Raw genomic sequence first — 22,516 nt, 5'->3', positions numbered from 1 at the left:
TCATCCTTATTTAGCTAACTCTAGCTGATTAGTTTGTTGATTAATATTAAATTTAAACAACTGTAAAAAATTCATGCCGAGTAATCCATACCCACTATGGTTATCAATTACTAACACTTCAAAGTTTTCAATATATTGCTGGCCAATTAAAATTGAATCAAGTTGGTAACGTTTTGCGATTACTTGGCCGTTGGCGGTATTGATGCTTAAGCTATCAATATAGTCGGGTATTGGCCGTAATGCTTGAAATACGTTATTTGGTAATACGGTAAAGCTTGCCCCGGTATCTATCATTAGTTGGGTGTTGAGCGCATCGTTGATTTGCATATCTAATAAATAGTGTGCGCCGTATGGACGTAATGGCACCAGATCAATACCGCTTTGCGCTTGTGCTATGCGTGTTTGTAATTCAGCAACTTTCGCTTGTAATGGATGCTCCAAAGGAAAGCGATCTAATGTTGCTTGCGCGCTTAGCAGGTCACCGAGATGGTAATATGCATTAGCGAGTGCGAATAAGTAATTAGGATTTTCGTTATCATAATCAAGCCACACTAAGGTTTGATTAATGGTTTTTTGCCACGCGTGCTGCTCTGTAAGCGTTTTTATTTGTGCGATGGTCAATTGTATTAAACGCATATTAATGGCTGCTTGCTGGCTTTCATTGGCAAGTGATTGCAATGAGAATAACGCAACAATAGCTTGGTGTAGCTGCTGGTTTTTCACTAAACGTTCGGCATCAAGCTGCAACATATGTATATCGTATGGATAGCTATTTAAAAATAATTGCAAAAAAGTCTCAGCAGCTGTGAGCTCATTATTTTTTAACCAGTTATCGAGTTTATCTAACCATAAAAAGTAAAGTTGTTCAGCTTGTAATGGCTGGCTTGTAGTTAATGCTTGGTAGCTGGCTAAGGCAGCCGTAAACTGTCGCTGATTAAATTGCTGTAGAGCTTGCTGATAGAGTGATTGCTGATTGTTTTCAACGATAACTGATGGCGACAATTTAACGGCTGCTTGTGGGGCTGTTGCTTGCTGTTGTGGCCACAATAAATAGCCATTAAGTGCCACTGATAGCAGTAGCAGCAGCGTGATAAATTTAGTAACAGCAGTCCCTTTCATTGCTCGCTCCTAGAATATTATGGCTGGCTTAAAAAGTGTTTAAGCGCTTGAATATCAGTTATTTCAATATCGGCTAAGCCTTTGTAGGCATATTTAGCTGGTTGGTCATTTAACCAAAGTGACTGACAACCCGCATTATGCGCACCTTGTACATCGGTGTCTAAACTATCACCAATGTGCAAAATGTGCTGGGTTGGGACGCCAAGCGCGGCGGCGGCCTGTTCAAACATCGTGGTATGAGGTTTAGCTTTACCGTGAATACCTGCTTGTAAAACCAGTTCAAATACACCATTTAAGTTAAAACGTTCAATTTCTACATTACCATTGGTAATAGCAATTAAGCGATAGCGTTTACTCAGTTGTGAAAGTAAATCGAGCACTTTATCATCCACTACAATTTGGCTGCGGGCATCAGCAAATGCTTGATAAGCATTATTAGCATGGTGTTCGAGCTCTGCGTTTTGATAACCAAGCTTTGCCAGTGCTGTACGCAGAGTGCTTTTGCGCCACTGCGTAACATTGTCGACTAACTCGGGGTTATCAAGTAGCGCCTGCTCACGGCATTGTTGCCAATAGTCTTTACCTTGTGCTTGCCAGTTTGGCAATGCATTTAGATAATTTATCTGTGCTTGAACGGCTGCTGTAATTATCGGATGGTTATTGTATAAGGTGTCGTCTAAGTCAAAACTCAATACGGTAAAAGGTGAAATGGCACGATTAAAGCGGATCATATAAGCTCCTGGCTAGTCGGTATTTGAACGTTTTTTAGCGCGAGGGTGCGTGTTGTCATACACTTTAGCTAAATGCTGAAAATCTAAATGGGTATACACTTGGGTGGCCGATAAACTGCTGTGACCCAATAACTCTTGTACTGCTCGCAAGTCACCCGATGATTCTAAAATATGTGATGCAAATGAATGGCGTAATTTATGTGGGTGTACTTGGCTGCTAATACCTTGTTTTATTCCCCACTCTTGCATGCGAAGCCGAACGTGACGTGCTGAAATACGGCACTTTTTGCTACTGACAAATACTGCAATTTCTTCTGGATGAGCAAATTGAGGGCGTAGTTTAAGCCATTTATTTAATGATTCTAGCGCCTTGCCTCCCACTGGTAACAGGCGTTCTTTGTTGCCCTTACCGCGGACTAATATTTCCCCCGCACTGCGATTTATATCTTGTATATTGGCACCAACTAACTCACTAATGCGTAAGCCAGATGAATACATCAGCTCCATCATCGCCTGATCGCGAACTGCAAGAGGATCATCATCGTGAATATCAAGTAACCGTGCCATTTGGTCTACATCAAGGTTTTTAGGCAGGGGTTTGGCAAACTTGGGGCCTTTGATTGCTTCTGCCGGATTATGATAATGGTTTTGTTGACTGATATCTTTGGTTTTTAAAAACTTATACAAACTGCGAATGCAGCTGAGCTTTAAACTAATCGTACGGCCACTTAGTTGCTTGCTTCTAAGTTGCATGCTGTAACGGCGTATATGCTCACCCTGTACGCTTGACCAATCATTACACAGTTTGCTGAAATACAATGCAGCGAAGTTAAGTTGGCTGGTGTACTGGCTGATAGTGTGTGGTGAGTATTGTCTTTCGAAGCGCAGATAATCACTAAATAATAGGATTGGCGTGCGCCACTTATCGCTTAGTTTGTCACATAATTGCTCAACATTTGGCGGCTGCTGCTCGCTCATGCCTGCTCTAGTTCCAATTCCAACAGTCTAAGTTGCAGTGAGCGAACAAACTCAAGTACAAATAAACTATCTTTTGCCGGTTCGAAGTGGTTTTCATCATCACTGCCAAAGGCCAAAATAGCGATAGGGTGCTGACTGTTACCAATTAAATAGAGCGCAGTTGATTGTGTAGCAGGGCTGAACAGTAAATCTCGCTCTTGCTGATTTACGCGACCCAGATAAACGCCATTATGCTCTAAGCGGTGTTCAATTAGTTGCGCAAACTTTTTATCATACTTAAGCAAGTGGCATTCATTAATCGCCGGATTAGTACAAATAATATTGCGTAAGTTTATTGCTAAAGTTTTAAAGTCGTAGTTAGTCCAAAGCTGGCGATGACACTCGCTGAACAAGCTATAAATTAGCTCATTTTCTTTTGCGTGCTTAATTAAGCTGTCAATTTTGCTTTTCAACATGGTGTTGTGTTCACGCAATTGACGCTGTTGGATGTGCACCAATGAGGTTGCGCCTTGTACTTGCTGCAGCTCAAGTTGGGCTAATAGTGCTGGATTTTGAGCTAAAAACAATGGGTTTTGTTGTAAAAACTCACTCACTTGCTCACTAGTTACTTGGTCGTTTGAGTTACTCATAAAGCGACCTGCCCATCAAATACATGCTCTGCAGGGCCGGTCATTCGCACTGGATGGCCTTCACCTTGCCAGCGAATTTGCAAACTACCGCCCGGTAAATCGACCTGTACTGTAGTGGATAATTTACTTTGAATTTGGCCAATTACCATTGCTGCACATGCGCCTGTACCGCAGGCGAGCGTTTCGTTAACGCCACGTTCCCAAACTCGCAATTTAATATGCTCAGAATTAATCACTTGCATAAACCCCACGTTAACGCGCTGTGGAAAACGTTCATGATTTTCAAGTAGCGGGCCTAAAGTGCTGACGTCAGCTGTCTCTATATCATCAACTTCAAGTACACAATGTGGGTTACCCATTGATACTGCACCACTAAATACGGTGTGTTCTTCTGCTCGAATAATATAAGTCAGTTCACGCTTAGTCGCTTTGAGTGGAATTTTGCTCGGTTCGAAATTAGGGTGACCCATGTTGACGGTGACTTGGCCATCTTTTTCTATGTATAAGGTTAAATTACCTGATTTGGTAGATACGGTGACTTTATGTTTATTTGTAAGGCCTTTCATCCGTACAAAACGGGCAAAACACCGAGCACCATTGCCGCATTGTTCTACTTCGTTACCGTCAGCATTAAAAATACGATAATGGAAATCAAGATCGGGAGAATAAGGCGCTTCAACCATTAATAGTTGGTCAAAGCCGATGCCGAAATGGCGATCTGCCAGTTTTTTTATTTGGTCTCGTGACAAGAAAACGTTTTGTGTAATGTTATCAATTACAACAAAATCGTTGCCTAGGCCGTGCATTTTGGAAAAATTAACTAACATAGCGCTCTAATTCGGGTTGCTCTGCGCTAATCATGCCACAGAGCAGCCTCGTTACAAAAAGTTTATGGTAAAATTTTCTCGCCTTGCCATAGACTTTCCAGAGTTTCACGCGCGCGGATCAAATGACTCTGCTCGCCATCGACCATGATCTCTGCCACACGTGGCCGTGAGTTATAATTTGAGCTCATGGTAAAGCCGTAGGCACCAGCGCTGCGCTGGGCAAGTAAATCACCTTGTTGTAAGGCTAACAGGCGATCTTTACCTAAAAAGTCACCGGTTTCACACACCGGACCGACAATATCAAAGTTGTATGTGGGTGTGTCGTCATTACGAGGCGTTACCGGCACAATTTTTTGCCATGCTTGATATAAAGCAGGGCGCAACATATCGTTCATACCGGCATCAACGATTGCAAAAAACTTATCTTGGTTTTGTTTTATAAACTCAACTTTTGTAACCAAAATACCCGCATTGGCAGCAATCGCACGGCCCGGTTCAAAAATAAGCTCTAAGTGTTGATAATCAGTTAAACGATCGGTGATATGTGCCACATATTCACTTGGATGCGGTGGCGCTTCGCCATTGTATGGTACGCCTAAACCGCCGCCAATATCTAAGTGGCTGAGTTCAATACCGTTGGCTTTTAAATCGTCAATTAGAGCCAGCACTTTGTCTAGTGCTTCGAGAAATGGTTTGATTTCAGTCAGCTGTGAGCCAATGTGACAATCAACCCCGGTGATTTTTAGGCCAGGCAATGACGCAGCATACTGATAAACACTTGTTGCAGTAAGAATATCGATACCGAATTTATTTTCTTTTAAACCCGTTGAAATATACGGATGGGTTTTCGCATCGATATCAGGGTTTACACGAATTGAAATTGGCGCGACTAAATTAAGTTCGCTGGCAACGTGTGAAATACGATCTAGCTCTGAGACAGACTCAACATTAAAACATTTAATCCCGAGCTTGAGTGCGTAGGCAATTTCTTCAGCTGTTTTGGCAACCCCTGAAAAAACCACTTTACTAGCGTCGCCTCCGGCCGCAATGACGCGGGCAAGCTCACCTTTAGAAACAATATCAAAACCTGAGCCCAAGCGTGCCAGCACATTTAAAACAGCAATGTTTGAATTGGCTTTTACAGCATAGCAAACTAAGTTTTTATGATTGGTTGCGGCCTGTGCAAAGGCAAGGTAATGACGCTCAAAGGTTTTGCGAGAATATATATAACAAGGCGTACCGTATTGTGCGGCGAGCTCCTTGACAGCGATGTCTTCAGCATGCAGCTGATTATTTTTATAGTCAAAAAAGTCCATTATTGGTCCTGTTTCGATTCAGTTGTTGATGACTGTGTTTGCGTAACTGGAGTTGTTACTTGTTGTGGTTTATTTGGCTCGGCTTTATCTTCTGGCAAATACAGTGGCCCGCTTTGTCCGCAGCCAGCTAAAGTGATGAGTAGTACACCAAGTGGGGAAAGTCGTTTTAATTGTTTAAGATGCATCTCTTTCATTAGATTAATCGTGTTGCTGGCTTTATAATCGCAGATTAACAGAATATCTAAAAAATGCAGCTATTCGCGGATGAATTTATTCCTGTTACACTAGCTGCATGCAATTCGTACCGAATATCTGGCTAAATGCCCGTAAAAGGAAACAATAATGACTGATCATGAATACCACCAATTAGCCGAAGCTCTTATGTTTACCATTGAAGAACAAGTGGATGACTGTGAAGCTGACTTAGACTATGAATCTGCACAAGGTATTTTGGAGATTATTTTTGCTGATCGCAGTAAAATTGTGATTAATAAGCAAGCTCCTTTGCATCAAGTATGGGTTGCGACTAAGTTTAATGGTCACCATTTTGAATTGCGTGGCGATAAGTGGATTGATAATCGCTCGGGCGCAGAATTTTGGCAGTTTATGAATGAAGCAACAACGCGTCAAGCTGGCCAAACGGTAGAATGGCAATCAGCACTATGAGTTTAGAGTTTGTAGAATACGCGGCAAAAGGCCAGCATCAAGCAACGATTATTTGGTTACATGGTTTAGGCGATTCAGGCGATGGATTTTTACCTGTCGCATCGCAACTTGCATTGCCTGATGAATTAGGTGTGCGGTTTGTGTTCCCGCATGCTCCGGTACAACCGGTCACCATAAATGGTGGTATGGCAATGCGTTCTTGGTATGATATTAAATCTATGGATCTAGACAAGCGTGCTGATGAAACTGGGGTACGCGAATCAGCGGCGAAGGTTGAGCAGTTGATTGAGCAAGAGCTTGGTAAAGGTATTCCTGCAGATAAAATAATATTGGCTGGTTTTTCTCAAGGTGGCGTTATTGCGCTACATTTAGCACCGCGTTTAACTCAGAAACTGGCAGGTGTAATGGCGCTTTCGACTTATATGTGCGTGCCAGATAAGTTAACGGCTGAAGCTAAACATACAGATTTGTCGGTATTTATGGCTCATGGTAGCCAAGATCAAGTAGTACCTTATGATGCAGGTCGTCATGCGTTTGACATACTTACAACGCATAACATGGATGTAAGTTGGCAAGATTACCCAATGGGCCATCAGCTCTGCGGGGAAGAACTAATGGCTATTCGCCACTGGTTGATCGCGCGCTTAAGTTAAATAGTGTTGAGTAGCCGAGGCTAAAATGAAACAAAAAATAGTGATCACTGCAAGTATGAGTCGAGAGGCTGCACCTATCGCGCCTGAGGTAACCTATCAATGGCATTGGCAGCGCATTGTTACCGTTACGCTACTGATGATATTTGCGTTAGTTATTTTTACTTATAGCCTGTTGAGCTCCGTTAATGCTGAGCAAAATGATCAACAACAACCCCTTGATAGCCCCGCCGAGTCTGTTGCACAGACAAGCGAAGAAGACGCGCCTTTAGCATCTTCAACAACGGTAGCAGACAATACAGAGTTTGAGGTAATCAGCGAAGCGTCGACACTCACTGATATTGCTGATGATGGTAATGATGCTAGTGTAGTGGATGATAAAAGTGAATCGCTAAAAATGGCGATGATAACTGATAGCCCAGAGCAGCAAATTGTTGATAGTAATCAGCCCGAACAAAGCCAAGCACTTGCAGCTAATACTATTGTTGCTACAAATACCAATAATGAGCCAGTAGAAAGTGACGTTAGTGCGGAGCAACCAGATAGTTTTGCTACATCCGCACATATTGCCAGCGTTGCTCTTGGTGCAAAAATTGATACCGACAAAGTAAGCCGCGCAGTATTGACCCGTGAAGTGGTTGATCGTGAACCCGTTAATGTTTTTAAAGCGGATGTGCGTTTAAATGAATTTACTGAAACAATGGCATTTTTTAGTGAGCTTAAAAATATGCAAGGGCAGACGGTCAAGCATGTTTGGCGCTATGAAAATGAAGTGCTAGCTAGTATTGAGCTTGGTGTAACGTCTCCTCGGTATCGCACTTACTCTAATAAAACTATTTTACCTGAACAAGTTGGCAACTGGCGTGTTGATGTTGTTGACGAACAGGGCCATTTATTGGCACAAAAAGAATTTCGCATTTTAGCTGAGTAAGTGTTTATTCACCTTTAGGCTCAGCAAAGAAAATTAATTGGACTCCTTTTATGACTGAAAACGTGACAAAAAAACCTCAACTTATTCGTATCGCCACGCGTAAAAGTGCATTAGCACTGTGGCAGGCTGAATTTGTAAAGGCACAGCTAGAGCATTTCCATGCCGGCATTACTGTTGAGCTAGTACCAATGTCGACGCAAGGAGATATTATTCTTGATACACCACTTGCAAAAATCGGTGGCAAAGGACTATTTGTTAAAGAGCTTGAGCAGGCCATGTTAGATGGCCGTGCAGATATCGCTGTGCATTCAATGAAAGATGTACCTGTTGATTTTCCTGAAGGGTTAGCACTGCATACAATTTGTGAACGTGAAGATCCACGCGATGCATTTGTGTCAAATACCTTTGCTAACATTGCACAGCTACCACAAGGTGCTATTGTTGGTACATCGAGTTTGCGTCGTCAGTGTCAAATTCGTGAACTGCGTCCTGATTTAGAAATTCGTGATTTACGCGGTAACGTCAATACTCGCCTAGCTAAGCTTGATGATGGCCAATATGATGCGATTATTTTAGCTGCTGCTGGCTTAATTCGTTTACAGATGCATGACCGTATTAAAGCATTTATTGAACCAGAAGAATCGTTACCAGCGAATGGTCAGGGCGCTGTAGGTATTGAATGCCGTATTGATGACGAGGTTACCCAAGCGTTACTCGCACCACTTGAGCATAACGAGACACGTATTCGTGTTAATGCCGAACGTGCAATGAATCGCCGTTTAGAAGGTGGTTGCCAAGTGCCAATTGGCGCTTATGCTTTAGTTGATGGCGAGCAAGTACATTTACGTGGTTTAGTGGGCGCAATTGATGGCAGCGAAATTTTACGCGCTGAGATCAGTGGTAAAGCAATTGATGCTGAACAGCTTGGTGTGCAACTGGCTGAACAGTTACTTGCTTTAGGCGCAGATAAAATTTTAGCTGAAGTATATAGAGACGCATAAATGTCACAGATCCTGATAACTCGCCCACATGGAAAAGGCGCCGACCTTGCAGAGCAACTGTCGCAAGGGGGTTATCAGGCGACTTTATTTCCGGTTTTGAAAATTGATTACTTAACCCCAGATAATACTCAACTGACCCCTTTACTGAATGCAGATAAAATTATTTTTATCTCCCAAGATGCTGTCAAAGCATTGTTGGCACTTAAACCCGATATCAATACTAAAGCGCAATTTTATGCCGTAGGTGAACAAACGGCAGAAGCCATTTGGCAGGCATTTGGCGTACGAGCAGCCGTGCCTAAACTGCATGATTCTGAAGGATTACTGGCTTTAAAATCATTACAGCAAGTTGATGGTCTAAATATAGTGTTGGTCAAAGGTAAAGATGGCCGAGCAACGATTGCAAAAAACTTAAAGCAACGTGGGGCATTTTTAAATAATTTAGTGGTTTATCAACGAGGCCCTGTAGAAGGTAATGCAACTGACTGGCTAGACCACTGGCAAAGCCTTGATGTTAAAGGTATAGTCATAACAAGTAATGCGGCAGTTGATGCGATTTTTCGTGAACTGGGCGCAAAACAATTAGAGTGGATCAGACAGTGCCAGTTTTATGTTGCCAGTGCTCGCATTAGTGAATACCTTGCGGCGCAACAGATTGACTCGGCAAATATACACATTGCTGCAGGTGCAAGCGATAGCGCTATGTTTACTTGTATTAGCGAAGGTAACATTATGAGTGAAGATACAAAGCCAACATCACAGCTTGCTGACCCTAAAGCAACGCCAAGCAGTTCAACCAAGGCGAATGCTAAGGTTGCAGACTCTGCTTCGGCAACAAAAAAAGACTTTGCTATGAAACAAGAAACGAACCAAAAAAACAAACAAAAAATAAGTAAAACTGGCAGCTTAGCATTACTTATCTCGTTGATTGTGGCCTCTGGTGTTGGTTTTCAGTTTTACCAAAAACTTCATACACAACAGCAAGCAAATCTGTTAGTTAATCAGTTATCAGCTGACAACCAATTACTCGGTAAAGAGCTGCAAGCAGTGAAAGTTGCGCAGCAAACCTTGCAACAAGCGCTGTTTAATAGTGAGCAAAAAGTTGTTGCTAGCTTAGCTGAAAATGCAGATAACACGGCAAAACAATTAGCAGCCGCCTTGCAGCGTGCAGAGCAACAAACATATAGTCTTAATCCACAAGAGGTGACTAGTTTGCAGCGTATGGCTGAGTTTAAACTGTGGGCTGAGCATGATTATAATGGAGCGGCGGCAGTATTAACTCGATTAGATACGTTATTAGCAGAGCATCCAGGAACTGGCGCTATTCGCCAAGCAATTTATCAAGATTTGCAAGCGCTTAGCACTGTTGAGCCGGTTGCAATAGAAGCAATTTATTTAAAGCTGCACGGTGTACTTGGGCAAGTAGATAAGCTCGTTTTCAATGCGGTGGCATTACCACAAGAAGTAGATCAAAAAGAGCAACATGTATTGAGCGAAAACGTTAGTGATTGGCAGCAAAATTTAGCTAATTCGTGGCAGCAATTTAAAGATAACTTTATTAAAATTCGCCAACGTGAAGATATTGCTATTGAACCTTTATTGACAGAGTACGAGCGTCATTTGATCCAACAGCGATTAAGTTTATATTTATCGCAAGCTCAAGATGCGCTTTTGACTAAACAAGCCAGTATTTATTTTACTGCTCTGAGTCAAGCCGAAGTATTAGTAAAAGATTATTTCCAACATGATGAAGCACTAACTAAAAGTACGCTTAAAGCGCTGCAGGAGTTGAGCAAAGAGCAGTTAAACTTTAGTCCAGCTATCACTTTGCAAAGTACTGAGCAGATCAAGGAGTGGGCAAAATGATCCGCTTAATATTGGTTATTTTAGCAGTTGCTGTATTACTTGCTTTATCGCCTATGTTAATAGGTGAAGTGGGTTATGTATTAATTTCGTTTAATAAAACTACTATTGAAGGGTCTATCGTTGCTTTTTGCGCGACCATTTTGGTTATCGCGCTGGGTTTGTATTTAACTTATAAGCTTATTCGTTATATTTTGTCTTTATACAGCAATACTCGCCATCGTTTTTTTGCCCGCAGTGAAGAGCGTAAACAAGCGGCGATTGAACAAGCTGTATGGAGTCTGATCAGTGGTGATAGCGAACAGCTAGAACTGGCATTGGGGAACAATAGCGTGGCTGATAATTGGCAAGATGTGCGCTATGCGTTATTAGCTAAAGCGGCTTTACAAAATAATGACACAAGCAAAGCGATTGGATTACTTGACCAAATTTCACCAGAAAACCAACTAAAAGCGGCTAAACTCTGGTTAGCCAGTGGTGATTGCAGCACAGTAAGCAGTGAATTAAAAGCGTTAGCGGAAGCTAAAAAAGCCACCGCGCTGGAGCTGAAATTGTATGCCGAAGTACTTGTGCAACAGCAAAAATGGACTGCGCTTGAGCAGTTTATGCCGCGTTTACTAAGTAAAAAAGCGTTAACAGATAGCCAATGGTCGATATTATTAACCACCTACTTTATGGCACAGCCAGAATCGCAATTAACCGATAAGTATCAGCAACTATCTAAAAACGTAAAAGTAAAAGCGCATAGCTGTTACTTAGCTGCGATGGCAAAAGCTGGGCGTTTAAATGAGATTGAATTAAGTTTACTTAAAATGCTGAAAAAACCAGAGCAGCATATTGAGCTTGCACATATATTAAAAGTGTCCGCCCCTGGAGACGCATTAAAGTTACAGGCGAGTTTACAAGATACTTTAAAAAAAGAGCCGGATAATCAAGCATTGTTACTGGCACTTGCATGCTTAGCTAATGCTCATGGTGAGTATGAGCTTGCTGCTCGGGTGTTCGATAAAGCGTTAAACACAGAGAACAGCAAAGAATATTTAGTACAAGCACAGCTTAGTTATAGTAAAAGCGCACAACCCCAAAAAGCACTCGACCTTTATTTGTAATTACAGTTAGTTGAGGCCTGAATAGGAGCGCCAGAGCATTGCAAAATATATTTACTCTGACGTTTGGTTTAACTTTTGCTTATTTTATTACTGGGTTTTTCAGTAATTCGCTGCTCGCTATTGATGGTTATGCTGTGGCTTCGTGGCCACCATCAGGCATTGCCCTTGCAGGGTTTTTATTGTGCGGGCGACGCGCCTTAGTTGGGGTTTTGCTCGGTGCTTTACTCACCAATATGATTCATCTCGATCGTGTTGCTGATATTCTGCATTGGCAGGTTTTCTTACAAGCTTTAGCTGTATCTTTTGCAGCCGTTTTGCAGGCCTGGGTAGGCTGCTATTGCATCGTTAAAATAATTAAAGCTCCGCTAGACTTATCCTCTTTAAAACACAGTGTACAAAGCTTGATCATTGCAGGGCCTGCTTGCTGTGTGATTGCTGCAGCGATAGGCACTAGCTTATTGGTGTCCAATAATATAATACCGGTACATACCGCTTTTGATAACTTTGTGGCGTGGTGGATTGGCGACAGTATTGGGGTGTTAATTTTTACACCGTTAATATTGGCGGCTTTTAATTACGAGCAGATGCGCCATCGCTTACAAGTAATTTTACCTTCAATCCTTATTTATGTCGTTATAAGTATTAGCTTTTATGCTGCGGCAAGTGTGAAAAAAGACAAAGATATTCAAAAGCAAGAAGCAAAAGTAGCTGAAGTGCGGTTGGAAATAAATCATAAATTAGATGAGGTATCGGCGCATTTAGCTCTGCTTTCTACTTTTTTTGCCAGTAGTGATGAAGTCAGTTACGCTGAATTTAAGCGTTTTACTACAACTCAACTTAATTACAGCAATGAAGTACTTGCCCTAGAATGGGTGCCAAATGTACCTTTATCAACGGTTGCTCAATACCAACAACAAATTCGTCTAGAAGGCTTTAATGAATTTTATATAAAAGAGCAATCACCCCAGCAACAATGGCAGAGTGTGACGAAACGGGACAGTTATTACCCTGTACAGTATGTACATCCGATGTTGGGTAATGAAGGGGTAGTAGGTTTTGATTTAGCCTCAAATGCGCAAATCCGTGATGTGATGATGATGTCAAAAGCATTGAATGAGTTGATTATTAGCGAGCCGATGAAGCTTGTACAAAGCAACAATGATGATACTGGGGTATTATTTTTCTTTCCGGTTTTTGGTGACTTAGATATGCAAGGTGATTTTAGGGGCTTTGTGGTTGGCGTTATTAACTTAGCGCGCTTGGCTGATACTTTGCAGTTTAATCATCGCAGTCAAATAAGTATGCACTTCTACGATGTGACTGATGCGCAGCAGCGACAACTAATCTACCGCGCATCTCGCACCGATAGCGAACTGCTGAGTGAATACCAGTTAGTTATCGGGCAGCGAATTTGGCAAGTTCAGTTATTTGAACCAACAACACAAACGTCATGGATAATGTACTGGTTTGCACAAATATTAGGGATGTTATTTGTTTGGTTACTGATCACTTTTTTAATCTCAGTGACCGGCACCAATATTCAGGTGCGCGAGCAAGTTGCTCAACAAACACGAGTGTTGCGTCAAGAAAAACAAAAAGCAGATGAAGCAAGTCAAATCAAAAGCCAGTTTTTAGCGAATATGAGTCACGAAGTACGTACTCCGATCAATGGCATTAAAGGTCTGCATTATTTAGCGTTGCAGCAGCAAGATTGGCAACAAGCCCGCCATTATATTGAACAAGCTGATGGTGCGCTGAGTGTGTTGCTGCGAGTATTAAATGATGTACTCGATTTCTCTAAAATGGAAGCTGGCAAACTCGATTTAATACAAGAGCCTATCGAGTTAAATCAGCTTATTGATGAATTAGTTAATTTGGTGCAATTCGACGTTGACATTAAGTCGCTGAAATTAATATTAGAACTAGATAACAGCGCAGATCTACAGCTAGATAGCGACCCAATACGTTTAAAGCAGGTCTTGCTAAATTTATTAAATAATGCGATTAAGTTTACCGCTACAGGCACAATCACACTCAAAGTATGGCAGCAGCAAGACGTCACTTACTTTAGTGTCAGTGATACTGGTATTGGTATTAGCCAAGTAGCTCAACAGCAACTTTTTCAACCATTTGCACAAGCCGATAGCTCTACCTCGCGACAGTTCGGCGGTACAGGTTTGGGGTTAAGTATTTGCAAAAAGTTGGTTGAATTGATGGGAGGAAATATTAGTTTAGTAAGTGAGGAAGGACAAGGTTCAACTTTCACTTTTACCTTACCACGTATCTCGCCTCTCACTAAAGCCGAGCAATTAGAGCCTCTCTTTGCTGAGATTGACACGAGTACTTTATCGCTTGCTGAATTTAAGATCCTATTGGTGGAAGATAATCCGCTAAACCAACATGTTGCTACCGCTATATTAAAAACCAAAGGGTGTATTGCTGATGTTGCCAGTGACGGTTTTGAAGCCATTGAGAAGGTCTCTGAAACCCGTTATGATTTAGTGCTTATGGATATTCAAATGCCTAATATGGATGGTTTGCAAGCCACTAAAGTGATTCGTGATGAGCTATTTATACATCAGCTTCCTATTATTGCTCTGTCAGCAAATGCTCATGATGATGATGTTAAAAAAGCTCTCGCAGCTGGTATGGATGGCTATTTAACAAAACCAATCGATGCCGAAAAGCTATTTAAAACCATATGGCATTACCTACAACAGAGTACTGATTAATTTTTAGTACTTTTATCGATCGGGGCTGACAAATGACCTCAATAATACAAACAAAATGATCTAAACTTGAATTACCGATTTAAGTGCGTATGATCCGCGCAAATTAACTGAACTGAGTGCTAATTATGATCAATAAAAAACTCCCTTTGCTAGATATCCATCGCCATTTAGATGGTAATGTCCGCGCGCAAACTATTCTTGATTTAGGTCGTCAGTTCAATATTAAGCTGCCTGCTGATAATGTTGCAGACTTAATACCGCATGTGCAAGTTATCGATCCTGAGCCTAACTTAATGGCCTTTTTACAAAAGCTTGACTGGGGCGTCACGGTATTGGGTGATTACGATGCGTGTCGGCGTATTGCTATCGAAAATATTGAAGATGCGCAAGCACAAGGTCTTGATTATGTAGAGCTGCGTTTTAGCCCTTACTACATGGCACAAAGCCAAGGCTTACATCCACAAGGTGTGGTTGAAGCTGTAGTTGATGGTATTAAAAGTGCGACTCAAAGTAGCACGGTTAAAGCTAACCTGATTGGTATATTATCACGTACTTATGGCACTAAAGTTTGCCAGCAAGAGTTAGATGCCTTACTCGTGTTTAAAAATGATTTAGTTGCAGTGGACTTAGCTGGTGATGAAATTGGCTTTCCGGGCGAGTTATTTGTCGATCACTTTAAGCAAGTACGTGATGCTTACCTTAGCGCAACGATTCACGCCGGTGAAGCTCTGGGAGCTGCCAGTATTTGGCAAGCAATCAATGAGCTAGGTGCTGAGCGTATTGGCCATGGTGTCAAAGCTATTGAAGATGCCAAGCTAATGGACTACCTACGTGATAAACGCATAGGTATTGAATCGTGCCTAACTAGTAACGTGCAAACCAGCACAGTAGCCAGTTTAGATGTGCATCCACTGAAGCGCTTCTTAGATCATGGTATTTTAGCGTGTATTAATACCGATGATCCCGCAGTGGAAGGCATCGAAATTGAACATGAATACATGGTTGCAGGACCTGCTGCAGGCCTTACTCAGGCTGATATGGAAAAAGCCCAAGCCAATGCACTTGATATTGCATACTTGAGTGATGCTGAAAAACAGCAACTAAAGCAAGCAGTCGCTGCTCGATAGTTACGATGCACAAGCCATTAAATTATGCGCCTAATGCTCACGTTGGCAGCTTAGGTAGTTATCAAACATGGCTTTAAGAATATCACTACGGCCTATCATGCCTATGACCGTAGTGCCTTCTACAACAGGGTAGTTTTTCGGCTTACCGGTTTTCATTTGCTCTGCAAGTTCCATTATGTTGGTGTCGCCGTTGACGGTTACAACCTCGGTTTGCATCAGTTGTGAAACCTTAACCACACCGTCACAAAAATAACTATTTTGCATTAACGGTTTTAGCAGTTCTTGCTCAGAAATAAAGCCCACTAAACATTTATTATCATCAAACACTGGCGCTCCCAGTAGTTTGAATTTTTGTAGTTCTGCAATTGCTGTGGTCATCTCGGTTTCAGGGGTTATATGCGGTAACTTGCGCTGCATAAAATCTTTTACTTTGGTGTTTAACATTTGGGTCTCTCCCAATTAATGAGTTATTCAAAGTATGGTTAAGGATTGGCCGTTTGTGAAATTGTTTATGTTGATTGCGCTGATAGGTAACAACAATCACAGCTAAATTTAATTATGAGCCAGACCATCAGAGTGAGTTTGGTATTTGGCTTTCACTAACTCCATATAATGCGCTAAGCTTTTTTGTGAATTAGTATCAAATGCCTTGGCGAGTGGAATAATGCTTTGAATACGATCTAAGCGAAACTCTCGGTAGTCACTGCGCAACTGACAATAAGCGATAAGAGTCCACTTTGCGCCCCAATATACCAGTCCTAAAGGGTCGACAATACGCTGAGTTGGTCGTTGATTAACATCTAGATAATGAAATTCAATGCAGGTTTTATTAGTGATGGCTTTACGAAGTATCAAAGTGGTCGTTTGGTGGCTTTTATCGTGATGAAATGCAGAGACTAAATACGGCAGCTCTGCAACGCGTTGCTTTAACTTGTTAGGCAACACAGCATTAATTTTAGTCATTGCAGCTTGGGCATTCGCCGCTAACTGTGGATCAGTCCAAGCGCTGACCATTTTACTACCTAACAACAGTGCTTGTAGCTCCTCAAGAGTAAACATCATCGGTGGTAGGTCGTAATCGGTAATTAAATAGCCAGTGCCTGCCTCACCTTCAACGGGCACGCCCGAGCTCTGTAAGTGCTGAATATCGCGATAAATTGTTCGCTGAGATACCTGTAATTTATTGGCAAGTTCGTTTGCAGTGATCGCAAAGCGGCGACTCTTAAGTATGTTTACTAATTGAAATAGCCGCTCTGATTTGTGCATTGGTTATCCTTGTTTTCAAAAATACAGTGTTAGCTTTGTTGGCAAGCTGTTTGGCTAAGCACTTCAAAACGCTCCAGCTTTATCGATTCTTTTGCAATGAGAGAAGTGTACTGTTGGCAAATAGCATTATCAAAAAATGTATCACGCAGTTTTTGGGCATCAGCAACCGTAGCAAAATAAATGATACTACTATATTGCTGGGTATCGGCTTGTTTAGCAAGGGAGCGGTAAAGTACGCCTGATTGGTTATCAATATAACGCTGAAAATCATTATTAGCGATATGGAACTGCGCTAAATTTGTATCAGTCTTTAGTTTGAAATTTACAACTTCGATTAAATTTGTGGTCATCATAGTTCTCCTTGTTTAAGAAGAGCTAAGTAAATCATAGCGGGCTGTCAGGGAGTGTCAGTAACCAGCTTACGGATAAAAATTAAGCTGGTTACTCTGGTTATACTATTTTATAAATGCAAATGCATCGGCGTACATGTTTTCGCGAATTGCACCATGTGCTAGGAAATCATCGCGGACAATACCTATCATGTCAAAACGCCCTGCCATGTAAATATCATATGGGGCAAGCGATACGATATCGTTCATCACCGCTTTATGTACGTAGCCTGTGTGGCCTGTCCAGCTAGCTGTTGGGTTTTCAACTACTGGTATAAAGGTAAAGTTTTCACGGCTATCGGCCCATGTTTGCATTTCAGTATGCGCATACAAGGCTGACTCTTCACGCACACCCCAATAGAACAATACCGGACGCTCACAACCGATTTCACTTAAATGATCAGCCATAGATTTTGCGTATGAAAACCCAGTGCCGCCAGCGAGTAAAATAATTGGGCGTTCGCATTGGAGACGCAACTGTGAAATGCCTAAGCCGGCTTCAATCAACACCTGAGTTTTCTCAGCATGGGCTTGGCGAAGATGCTCTAAAGTTTGCATTGCATATGAATCAACTGCAGATGCGCCAATATGGAGTTCTAGCTCATCAGACTGTGAAGGGCGGCTGGCAATTGAAAACGCGCGCTTGTCTTTTTCGCCAAGCACTACTTGCAAATATTGGCCAGCTTCAAAGGTGACGCTTTCAACAGGTTTTAAAATTACTTTGTGAACAAATTCAGTGAGTGGGCTGATAGCGACAACTTCAGCGTGTAATGTTTGCATGTTTTACCTTAAATTAGCGGATACGCACTTTATTTGAACAATAATAACATATCCGCATAGTGAGTTTATAGCCTCTAAAAGAGCTGTTAAAGAATATCTAAGCTTTGCCAGATTTCATCGACGCGATCTTTAGTCGCTTGATCCATCACAATGGGTTCGCCCCACTCACGAGTGGTTTCGCCGGGCCATTTATTAGTGGCATCCATACCCATTTTTGAACCAAGACCTGAAACCGGTGATGCAAAGTCTAAATAATCAATCGGAGTGTTTTCAATTAGAGTAGTGTCGCGGGCGGGATCCATACGTGTAGTAATCGCCCAGATCACGTCATTCCAATCACGTGCGTTAACGTCATCATCACAGACAATGACAAACTTTGTGTACATAAACTGACGCAAGAACGACCATACCCCCATCATCACGCGCTTGGCATGACCTGGATATTGTTTTTTCATTGTCACTATCGCCATACGATATGAACAGCCTTCTGGCGGTAGATAAAAATCGACTATCTCAGGAAATTGCTTTTGTAAAATAGGTACGAAGACTTCATTGAGTGCGACCCCTAAAATTGCCGGCTCATCTGGTGGACGACCAGTAAAAGTGCTGTGATAAATAGGATCTTTACGATGTGTCATGTGGGTCACGGTCATAACAGGGAAGTTATCAACCTCATTGTAATAACCCGTGTGATCGCCATAAGGGCCTTCAGGTGCCATTTCGCCCGGCATTATATAGCCTTCAAGAACTATTTCAGCACTGGCAGGAACTTGTAAATCATTGGAGATCGACTTAACTACTTCTGTTTTGCTACCACGTAGCAAGCCGGCAAAGGCGTATTCACTCAAGGTATCTGGCACTGGCGTGACGGCACCTAGGATTGTCGCAGGATCAGCACCCAATGCTACCGATACCGGATAAGGTTGGCCTGGGTTTTCTTTACACCATTCTTGAAAATCGAGAGCACCGCCACGGTGTGATAACCAGCGCATAATGATTTTATTTTTACCGAGTAATTGTTGGCGGTAAATACCTAAGTTTTGGCGTTTTTTGAAAGGTCCTTTGGTGACGGTTAAACCCCAAGTGATTAATGGAGCCACATCACCAGGCCAGCAGTGTTGAATTGGCAGCTTAGTTAAATCAACATCATCGCCTTCTAGAATAACTTGCTGACAAGGCGCTTTTTTAACTTCTTTGGCAGGCATATTTAATACTTGCTTAAACACTGGAATTTGGCTAAATGCTTCTCTAATGCCTTTTGGTGGCTCTGGCTCTTTTAAAAATGCCAGCAACTTACCGACTTCCCGTAGTTCGCTAACGTGTTCTTTACCCATTCCCATGGCAACACGCTCTGGTGTACCAAATAAGTTAGCTAGTACGGGGATATCATAACCTTTAGGGTTTTCAAACAATAAAGCGGGTCCCTTAGCACGTAGTGTGCGGTCGGCAATTTCGGTCATTTCAAGATAAGGATCAACTTCTTGGTGAATACGCTTCAGTTCACCTTTTTTTTCTAATAAATCGATAAAATCACGTAGATCTTTGTATTTCATTGTGGGCCGCTTTAAAGCTTAAAAGACTGTTGGCATTATACTTAAATAAAGACGTTAAGCGAATTAATGAGGTGTTTTTAGAGCGCATTTAAGCGATCATTTTTGTTACATTATAAGGTGAGTAAGCTATAGTTTAGGACAAATGTTTGAAATGAGTTTTTGATTAATGGGTGGGCTTATCGTAAAAACATTTATCAAGGCTGTTCTTCTTTGCTGTGTAATTACCTTTGTAGATCAAGTAAGTGCTAAGCAATCATTAAATTCCGCGCTCAATGTGCCGCTTTTTAATGAGCACAGTGCCGTGATGTTAGTGGTAGAACCGCAAACGGGTGAAATTAAATTTGCTAATAAAGCAGCGGCAGCATTTTATGGTTACAGTATTGCGCAATTGCAAACAATGCGTATCCAGCAAATTAATATATTTACTGAGCAACAAGTTGCACAGGAACGCCAAGCTGCTCTGAGTAAAGGGCAAAACTATTTTGTTTTCAAACACCGATTAGCGAGCGGTGAAACACGTACCGTTAGCGTTTATTCAGCCCCATTTACAATTGAAAATAAAGATTTTTTATTTTCTGTCATACATGATATTTCATCTCAACGTAACCTTGAAAAAGCGCTTTGGCATTATCAAGAAAATCTTGAACAATTGGTTGCCATTCAAACTAATGAAATAGAACAAAAACGCACCGATCAATTGCTGTTAGCGCTAATATCTATTTCTGTACTGATAATACTGCTAGCGACTTTAACTTGGTTAGTTTTGCGATTACGCCGAGCTAAAAAATCGGCGCAAAAAGACAGTGCGACGCTAAAAGCGATTTTCAATAGTATTGATGATCTGCTCGTTTACACGGATGCCGAGCATAGGGTCATTACAGCTAATACTGCGGCTGTGCAAAAGTTAACGGCAGGCGAGCCACTGAAGGATAAAAATATTTACTCATTTACTGAGTGTTCGAAAGGAGTAGTTGGGGTTGATAGTGAGTGTCAATTTCACGGAGCTAAAGAGGTATTTTGGGGAGAGGCACGAGTAACCGCAGTTATCGACGAAAAAAATAGCAAAATTGGTGAAATACATTTAATTCGTGATATCACTTTAAAATTAAAAGCACTTCAACAACAACGACTCGCGAGCACGGTATTTTCAACAACTAATGAAGGTATTTTAGTTTCTAATCGTGATAATGAAATTCAAGCTGTAAATAAAGCCTTCACACAGATCACCGGTTATCAAGAACAAGATGTGCTTGGTAAATCACCTGCAATATTAAATTCGGGCCATCATAAACCATCGTTTTTTAAAGTGTTATATCGACGTTTAAATGAGGCTGGGCACTGGGAAGGTGAAATATGGAACCGCCGCAAAGATGGTAGTATTTACCCGAGCTGGGTCAATATTTCGGTAGTATTTGACGAGGAAAAAGACATTGAAGTTTATGTTGCCTTATTTAATGACATTTCTTTACGCAAAGAAAATGAACAGGAAATGTGGCTACAAACTAATTTTGATACCTTAACGGGTTTGGCAAATCGCTATCATTATAATAGCAAGCTAGATCAAGAAATGATCCGTGCGACAGCTGATAATAAGCGTTTGGCAATTTGTTTTATTGATTTAGATCGGTTTAAAAGCGTTAACGATACCTTAGGGCATAATAGTGGTGATTTACTATTACTTGAGGCTGCCAAAAGGCTTAAAGCATGTATGCGCAGCTCTGACGTAGTTGCCCGTTTAGGTGGCGATGAGTTTGCGCTATTACTGCCAGGGATCAATAAGTTAGCAGATATTGAGCGACTAGCTACAAAAGCTCTGCTGGCGCTTAGTTCTTCATTTAAAATTGGTGAGCAAGATGTATTTGTATCCGGCAGTATGGGGATCACTATTTTCCCCGACGATGGCAGCGATCGAAAAATATTACTACGTAATGCTGATAGCGCTATGTACAAAGCTAAAGCGCAAGGGCGAAACTGCTTTGAGTTCTTTACCAGTGGCTTGCATGAACAAGCGACTGCTCGCAGTAGGCTCGAAAATGCTCTTCATAAAGCGCTTAGTAATAACGAGTTTACCGTTTATTTTCAGCCAATTATTAGCCACGATAAAAAAACGGTCGGCTGTGAAGCATTATTGCGATGGCATAGTGCGGAGCTTGGCGATGTTTCGCCGGCACAATTCATTCCTGTATGTGAAGAGTTAGGATTAATCATTCCAATAGGTGAGTGGGTACTCAGAGAAGCATGCCGCGAAGCTGCTAAGTGGTGTGGTTGTTTCGGTGATCAGTTTTTTGTTACGGTAAATATGTCTAGCGTGCAATTTATTCGCCAAGATATTGAAGCGTTAGTTAAAAGTGTTCTACAGGAAACGCAGTTATCAGCTCAGTGTTTAACCCTTGAAATTACAGAAACGCTACTTGCTGATAATAGCTCAAATATTTTGCAGCAGTTGCAAGCATTACGCGCAACCGGCGTGGGTTTAGCAATTGATGACTTTGGCACCGGTTACTCATCGTTGAGTTATTTAAAGCGTTTTCCGCTGAGTAAGTTAAAAATAGATCGGGAGTTTATAAAAGACTTACCGGATGATCTTGAAGATTGTGCGATGGTTAGTGCAATAATTTCAATGGCTAGTAACCTACAGCTCAAAGTTGTTGCCGAAGGAGTTGAAACCTTTGCACAGCTGGCTTTTTTAAACGCTCTAAATTGTGATTATATTCAAGGTTTTTTATACAGCAAACCACTGCCAGCGGCACTATTTGATAAATACATTAGGGAGTTTATCGCGGAGCAAAATAATAAATAAGTTGCTACACGCCACTGCAACGTTATTTCTGTGGCGTGTATTTATCATT

The 22,516-nt window shown here is 41.6% G+C and carries 21 protein-coding genes; 9 read left to right on the top strand and 12 right to left on the bottom strand.

Features of this window, described 5'->3' with window-relative positions; all coding sequences use genetic code 11:
• Positions 1-6 precede the first annotated feature (6 nt).
• From H5186_RS08075 to H5186_RS08045, 7 genes are all read right to left on the bottom strand, one after another.
• Complete coding sequence (locus H5186_RS08075; protein ID WP_182739438.1) at positions 7-1,119, bottom strand: retroviral-like aspartic protease family protein; 1,113 nt, start codon at positions 1,117-1,119, stop codon at positions 7-9.
• Positions 1,120-1,136: 17 nt separating this feature from the next.
• Positions 1,137-1,850: an HAD-IA family hydrolase gene (locus H5186_RS08070; RefSeq protein ID WP_149982187.1), complete on the bottom strand. Its 714-nt coding sequence runs from the start codon at positions 1,848-1,850 to the stop codon at positions 1,137-1,139.
• Positions 1,851-1,862: 12 nt separating this feature from the next.
• The gene (locus tag H5186_RS08065; protein ID WP_182717476.1) at positions 1,863-2,828 is read right to left on the bottom strand and encodes a tyrosine recombinase XerC; all 966 of its coding nucleotides are present in this window, start codon (positions 2,826-2,828) and stop codon (positions 1,863-1,865) included.
• The gene (locus H5186_RS08060; protein ID WP_182794317.1) at positions 2,825-3,457 is read right to left on the bottom strand and encodes a DUF484 family protein; all 633 of its coding nucleotides are present in this window, start codon (positions 3,455-3,457) and stop codon (positions 2,825-2,827) included. Before H5186_RS08060 ends, H5186_RS08065 begins: the two co-directional genes overlap by 4 nt.
• Positions 3,454-4,284, bottom strand: a complete 831-nt coding sequence (dapF, locus tag H5186_RS08055) for a diaminopimelate epimerase (protein ID WP_145239950.1) — start codon at positions 4,282-4,284, stop codon at positions 3,454-3,456. Before dapF ends, H5186_RS08060 begins: the two co-directional genes overlap by 4 nt.
• A gap of 62 nt (positions 4,285-4,346) precedes the next feature.
• Positions 4,347-5,600, bottom strand: coding sequence for a diaminopimelate decarboxylase (gene lysA, locus H5186_RS08050; RefSeq protein ID WP_182717474.1), 1,254 nt, complete (start codon positions 5,598-5,600; stop codon positions 4,347-4,349).
• On the bottom strand, positions 5,600-5,794 hold the full coding sequence (locus H5186_RS08045) for an LPS translocon maturation chaperone LptM (RefSeq protein ID WP_149982183.1): 195 nt from the start codon (positions 5,792-5,794) through the stop codon (positions 5,600-5,602). Before H5186_RS08045 ends, lysA begins: the two co-directional genes overlap by 1 nt.
• Before the next feature lie 148 nt (positions 5,795-5,942).
• Here H5186_RS08045 and cyaY point away from each other — a divergent pair, with 148 nt between their 5' ends.
• From cyaY to add, 8 genes are all read left to right on the top strand, one after another.
• Positions 5,943-6,266 (top strand): iron donor protein CyaY, encoded by a 324-nt coding sequence (cyaY, locus tag H5186_RS08040; RefSeq protein ID WP_145239944.1) that lies wholly within the window; start codon positions 5,943-5,945, stop codon positions 6,264-6,266.
• Positions 6,263-6,919, top strand: coding sequence for an alpha/beta hydrolase (locus H5186_RS08035; RefSeq protein ID WP_149982182.1), 657 nt, complete (start codon positions 6,263-6,265; stop codon positions 6,917-6,919). Before cyaY ends, H5186_RS08035 begins: the two co-directional genes overlap by 4 nt.
• 25 nt (positions 6,920-6,944) lie before the next feature.
• Entirely contained in the window at positions 6,945-7,847 is a 903-nt protein-coding gene (locus H5186_RS08030) for a DUF2914 domain-containing protein (RefSeq protein ID WP_182739436.1), read from the top strand.
• A 62-nt stretch (positions 7,848-7,909) separates the two neighbouring features.
• Positions 7,910-8,848, top strand: a complete 939-nt coding sequence (hemC, locus tag H5186_RS08025; protein WP_149982317.1) for a hydroxymethylbilane synthase — start codon at positions 7,910-7,912, stop codon at positions 8,846-8,848.
• A complete protein-coding gene (locus H5186_RS08020; protein ID WP_182794316.1) occupies positions 8,849-10,714 on the top strand; it encodes a uroporphyrinogen-III C-methyltransferase in 1,866 nt (621 codons plus the stop codon).
• Complete coding sequence (locus tag H5186_RS08015; RefSeq protein WP_182717471.1) at positions 10,711-11,820, top strand: heme biosynthesis HemY N-terminal domain-containing protein; 1,110 nt, start codon at positions 10,711-10,713, stop codon at positions 11,818-11,820. The genes H5186_RS08020 and H5186_RS08015 overlap by 4 nt, the downstream gene beginning before the upstream one ends.
• Before the next feature lie 38 nt (positions 11,821-11,858).
• Positions 11,859-14,552 carry a CHASE domain-containing protein gene (locus tag H5186_RS08010; protein ID WP_182739434.1) on the top strand — a complete coding sequence of 898 codons (2,694 nt, stop codon included), beginning with the start codon at positions 11,859-11,861 and terminating at the stop codon, positions 14,550-14,552.
• 125 nt (positions 14,553-14,677) lie between these two features.
• On the top strand, positions 14,678-15,679 hold the full coding sequence (gene add, locus H5186_RS08005) for an adenosine deaminase (RefSeq protein WP_182717469.1): 1,002 nt from the start codon (positions 14,678-14,680) through the stop codon (positions 15,677-15,679).
• A 30-nt stretch (positions 15,680-15,709) separates the two neighbouring features.
• Here the strand turns inward: add and H5186_RS08000 are convergent, their stop codons facing one another.
• The 5 genes from H5186_RS08000 to ubiD form a co-directional block, all read right to left on the bottom strand.
• Positions 15,710-16,123, bottom strand: a complete 414-nt coding sequence (locus tag H5186_RS08000; RefSeq protein WP_149982176.1) for a CBS domain-containing protein — start codon at positions 16,121-16,123, stop codon at positions 15,710-15,712.
• A 108-nt stretch (positions 16,124-16,231) separates the two neighbouring features.
• Positions 16,232-16,945, bottom strand: a complete 714-nt coding sequence (locus tag H5186_RS07995; RefSeq protein WP_145239926.1) for a YafY family protein — start codon at positions 16,943-16,945, stop codon at positions 16,232-16,234.
• Positions 16,946-16,974: 29 nt separating this feature from the next.
• On the bottom strand, positions 16,975-17,298 hold the full coding sequence (locus tag H5186_RS07990; protein ID WP_259398747.1) for a hypothetical protein: 324 nt from the start codon (positions 17,296-17,298) through the stop codon (positions 16,975-16,977).
• 102 nt (positions 17,299-17,400) lie between these two features.
• Positions 17,401-18,114, bottom strand: coding sequence for an NAD(P)H-flavin reductase (fre, locus tag H5186_RS07985; RefSeq protein ID WP_149982174.1), 714 nt, complete (start codon positions 18,112-18,114; stop codon positions 17,401-17,403).
• Between the two features lie 86 nt (positions 18,115-18,200).
• Positions 18,201-19,667 (bottom strand): 4-hydroxy-3-polyprenylbenzoate decarboxylase, encoded by a 1,467-nt coding sequence (gene ubiD / locus H5186_RS07980; protein WP_145239922.1) that lies wholly within the window; start codon positions 19,665-19,667, stop codon positions 18,201-18,203.
• Positions 19,668-19,833: 166 nt separating this feature from the next.
• Between ubiD and H5186_RS07975 the strand changes: the two genes are divergently transcribed.
• Complete coding sequence (locus H5186_RS07975; protein ID WP_182794315.1) at positions 19,834-22,467, top strand: EAL domain-containing protein; 2,634 nt, start codon at positions 19,834-19,836, stop codon at positions 22,465-22,467.
• Positions 22,468-22,516 lie beyond the last annotated feature (49 nt).

It is taken from the genome of Pseudoalteromonas sp. SG41-2, assembly GCF_014164535.1.
In the GTDB taxonomy this organism is placed as follows: Bacteria; Pseudomonadota; Gammaproteobacteria; order Enterobacterales; family Alteromonadaceae; genus Pseudoalteromonas; species Pseudoalteromonas rhizosphaerae.
This window is presented reverse-complemented; position numbering and strand designations above follow the sequence as displayed.

Coding starts and splice junctions, on each gene's coding strand:
- H5186_RS08075 (WP_182739438.1), bottom strand. CDS start 1,119: ATGAAAGGGACTGCTGTTACTAAATTTATCACGCTGCTGCTACTGCTA.
- H5186_RS08070 (WP_149982187.1), bottom strand. CDS start 1,850: ATGATCCGCTTTAATCGTGCCATTTCACCTTTTACCGTATTGAGTTTT.
- H5186_RS08065 (WP_182717476.1), bottom strand. CDS start 2,828: ATGAGCGAGCAGCAGCCGCCAAATGTTGAGCAATTATGTGACAAACTA.
- H5186_RS08060 (WP_182794317.1), bottom strand. CDS start 3,457: ATGAGTAACTCAAACGACCAAGTAACTAGTGAGCAAGTGAGTGAGTTT.
- dapF (WP_145239950.1), bottom strand. CDS start 4,284: ATGTTAGTTAATTTTTCCAAAATGCACGGCCTAGGCAACGATTTTGTT.
- lysA (WP_182717474.1), bottom strand. CDS start 5,600: ATGGACTTTTTTGACTATAAAAATAATCAGCTGCATGCTGAAGACATC.
- H5186_RS08045 (WP_149982183.1), bottom strand. CDS start 5,794: ATGAAAGAGATGCATCTTAAACAATTAAAACGACTTTCCCCACTTGGT.
- cyaY (WP_145239944.1), top strand. CDS start 5,943: ATGACTGATCATGAATACCACCAATTAGCCGAAGCTCTTATGTTTACC.
- H5186_RS08035 (WP_149982182.1), top strand. CDS start 6,263: ATGAGTTTAGAGTTTGTAGAATACGCGGCAAAAGGCCAGCATCAAGCA.
- H5186_RS08030 (WP_182739436.1), top strand. CDS start 6,945: ATGAAACAAAAAATAGTGATCACTGCAAGTATGAGTCGAGAGGCTGCA.
- H5186_RS08020 (WP_182794316.1), top strand. CDS start 8,849: ATGTCACAGATCCTGATAACTCGCCCACATGGAAAAGGCGCCGACCTT.
- H5186_RS08015 (WP_182717471.1), top strand. CDS start 10,711: ATGATCCGCTTAATATTGGTTATTTTAGCAGTTGCTGTATTACTTGCT.
- add (WP_182717469.1), top strand. CDS start 14,678: ATGATCAATAAAAAACTCCCTTTGCTAGATATCCATCGCCATTTAGAT.
- H5186_RS08000 (WP_149982176.1), bottom strand. CDS start 16,123: ATGTTAAACACCAAAGTAAAAGATTTTATGCAGCGCAAGTTACCGCAT.
- H5186_RS07995 (WP_145239926.1), bottom strand. CDS start 16,945: ATGCACAAATCAGAGCGGCTATTTCAATTAGTAAACATACTTAAGAGT.
- H5186_RS07990 (WP_259398747.1), bottom strand. CDS start 17,298: ATGATGACCACAAATTTAATCGAAGTTGTAAATTTCAAACTAAAGACT.
- fre (WP_149982174.1), bottom strand. CDS start 18,114: ATGCAAACATTACACGCTGAAGTTGTCGCTATCAGCCCACTCACTGAA.
- ubiD (WP_145239922.1), bottom strand. CDS start 19,667: ATGAAATACAAAGATCTACGTGATTTTATCGATTTATTAGAAAAAAAA.
- H5186_RS07975 (WP_182794315.1), top strand. CDS start 19,834: ATGGGTGGGCTTATCGTAAAAACATTTATCAAGGCTGTTCTTCTTTGC.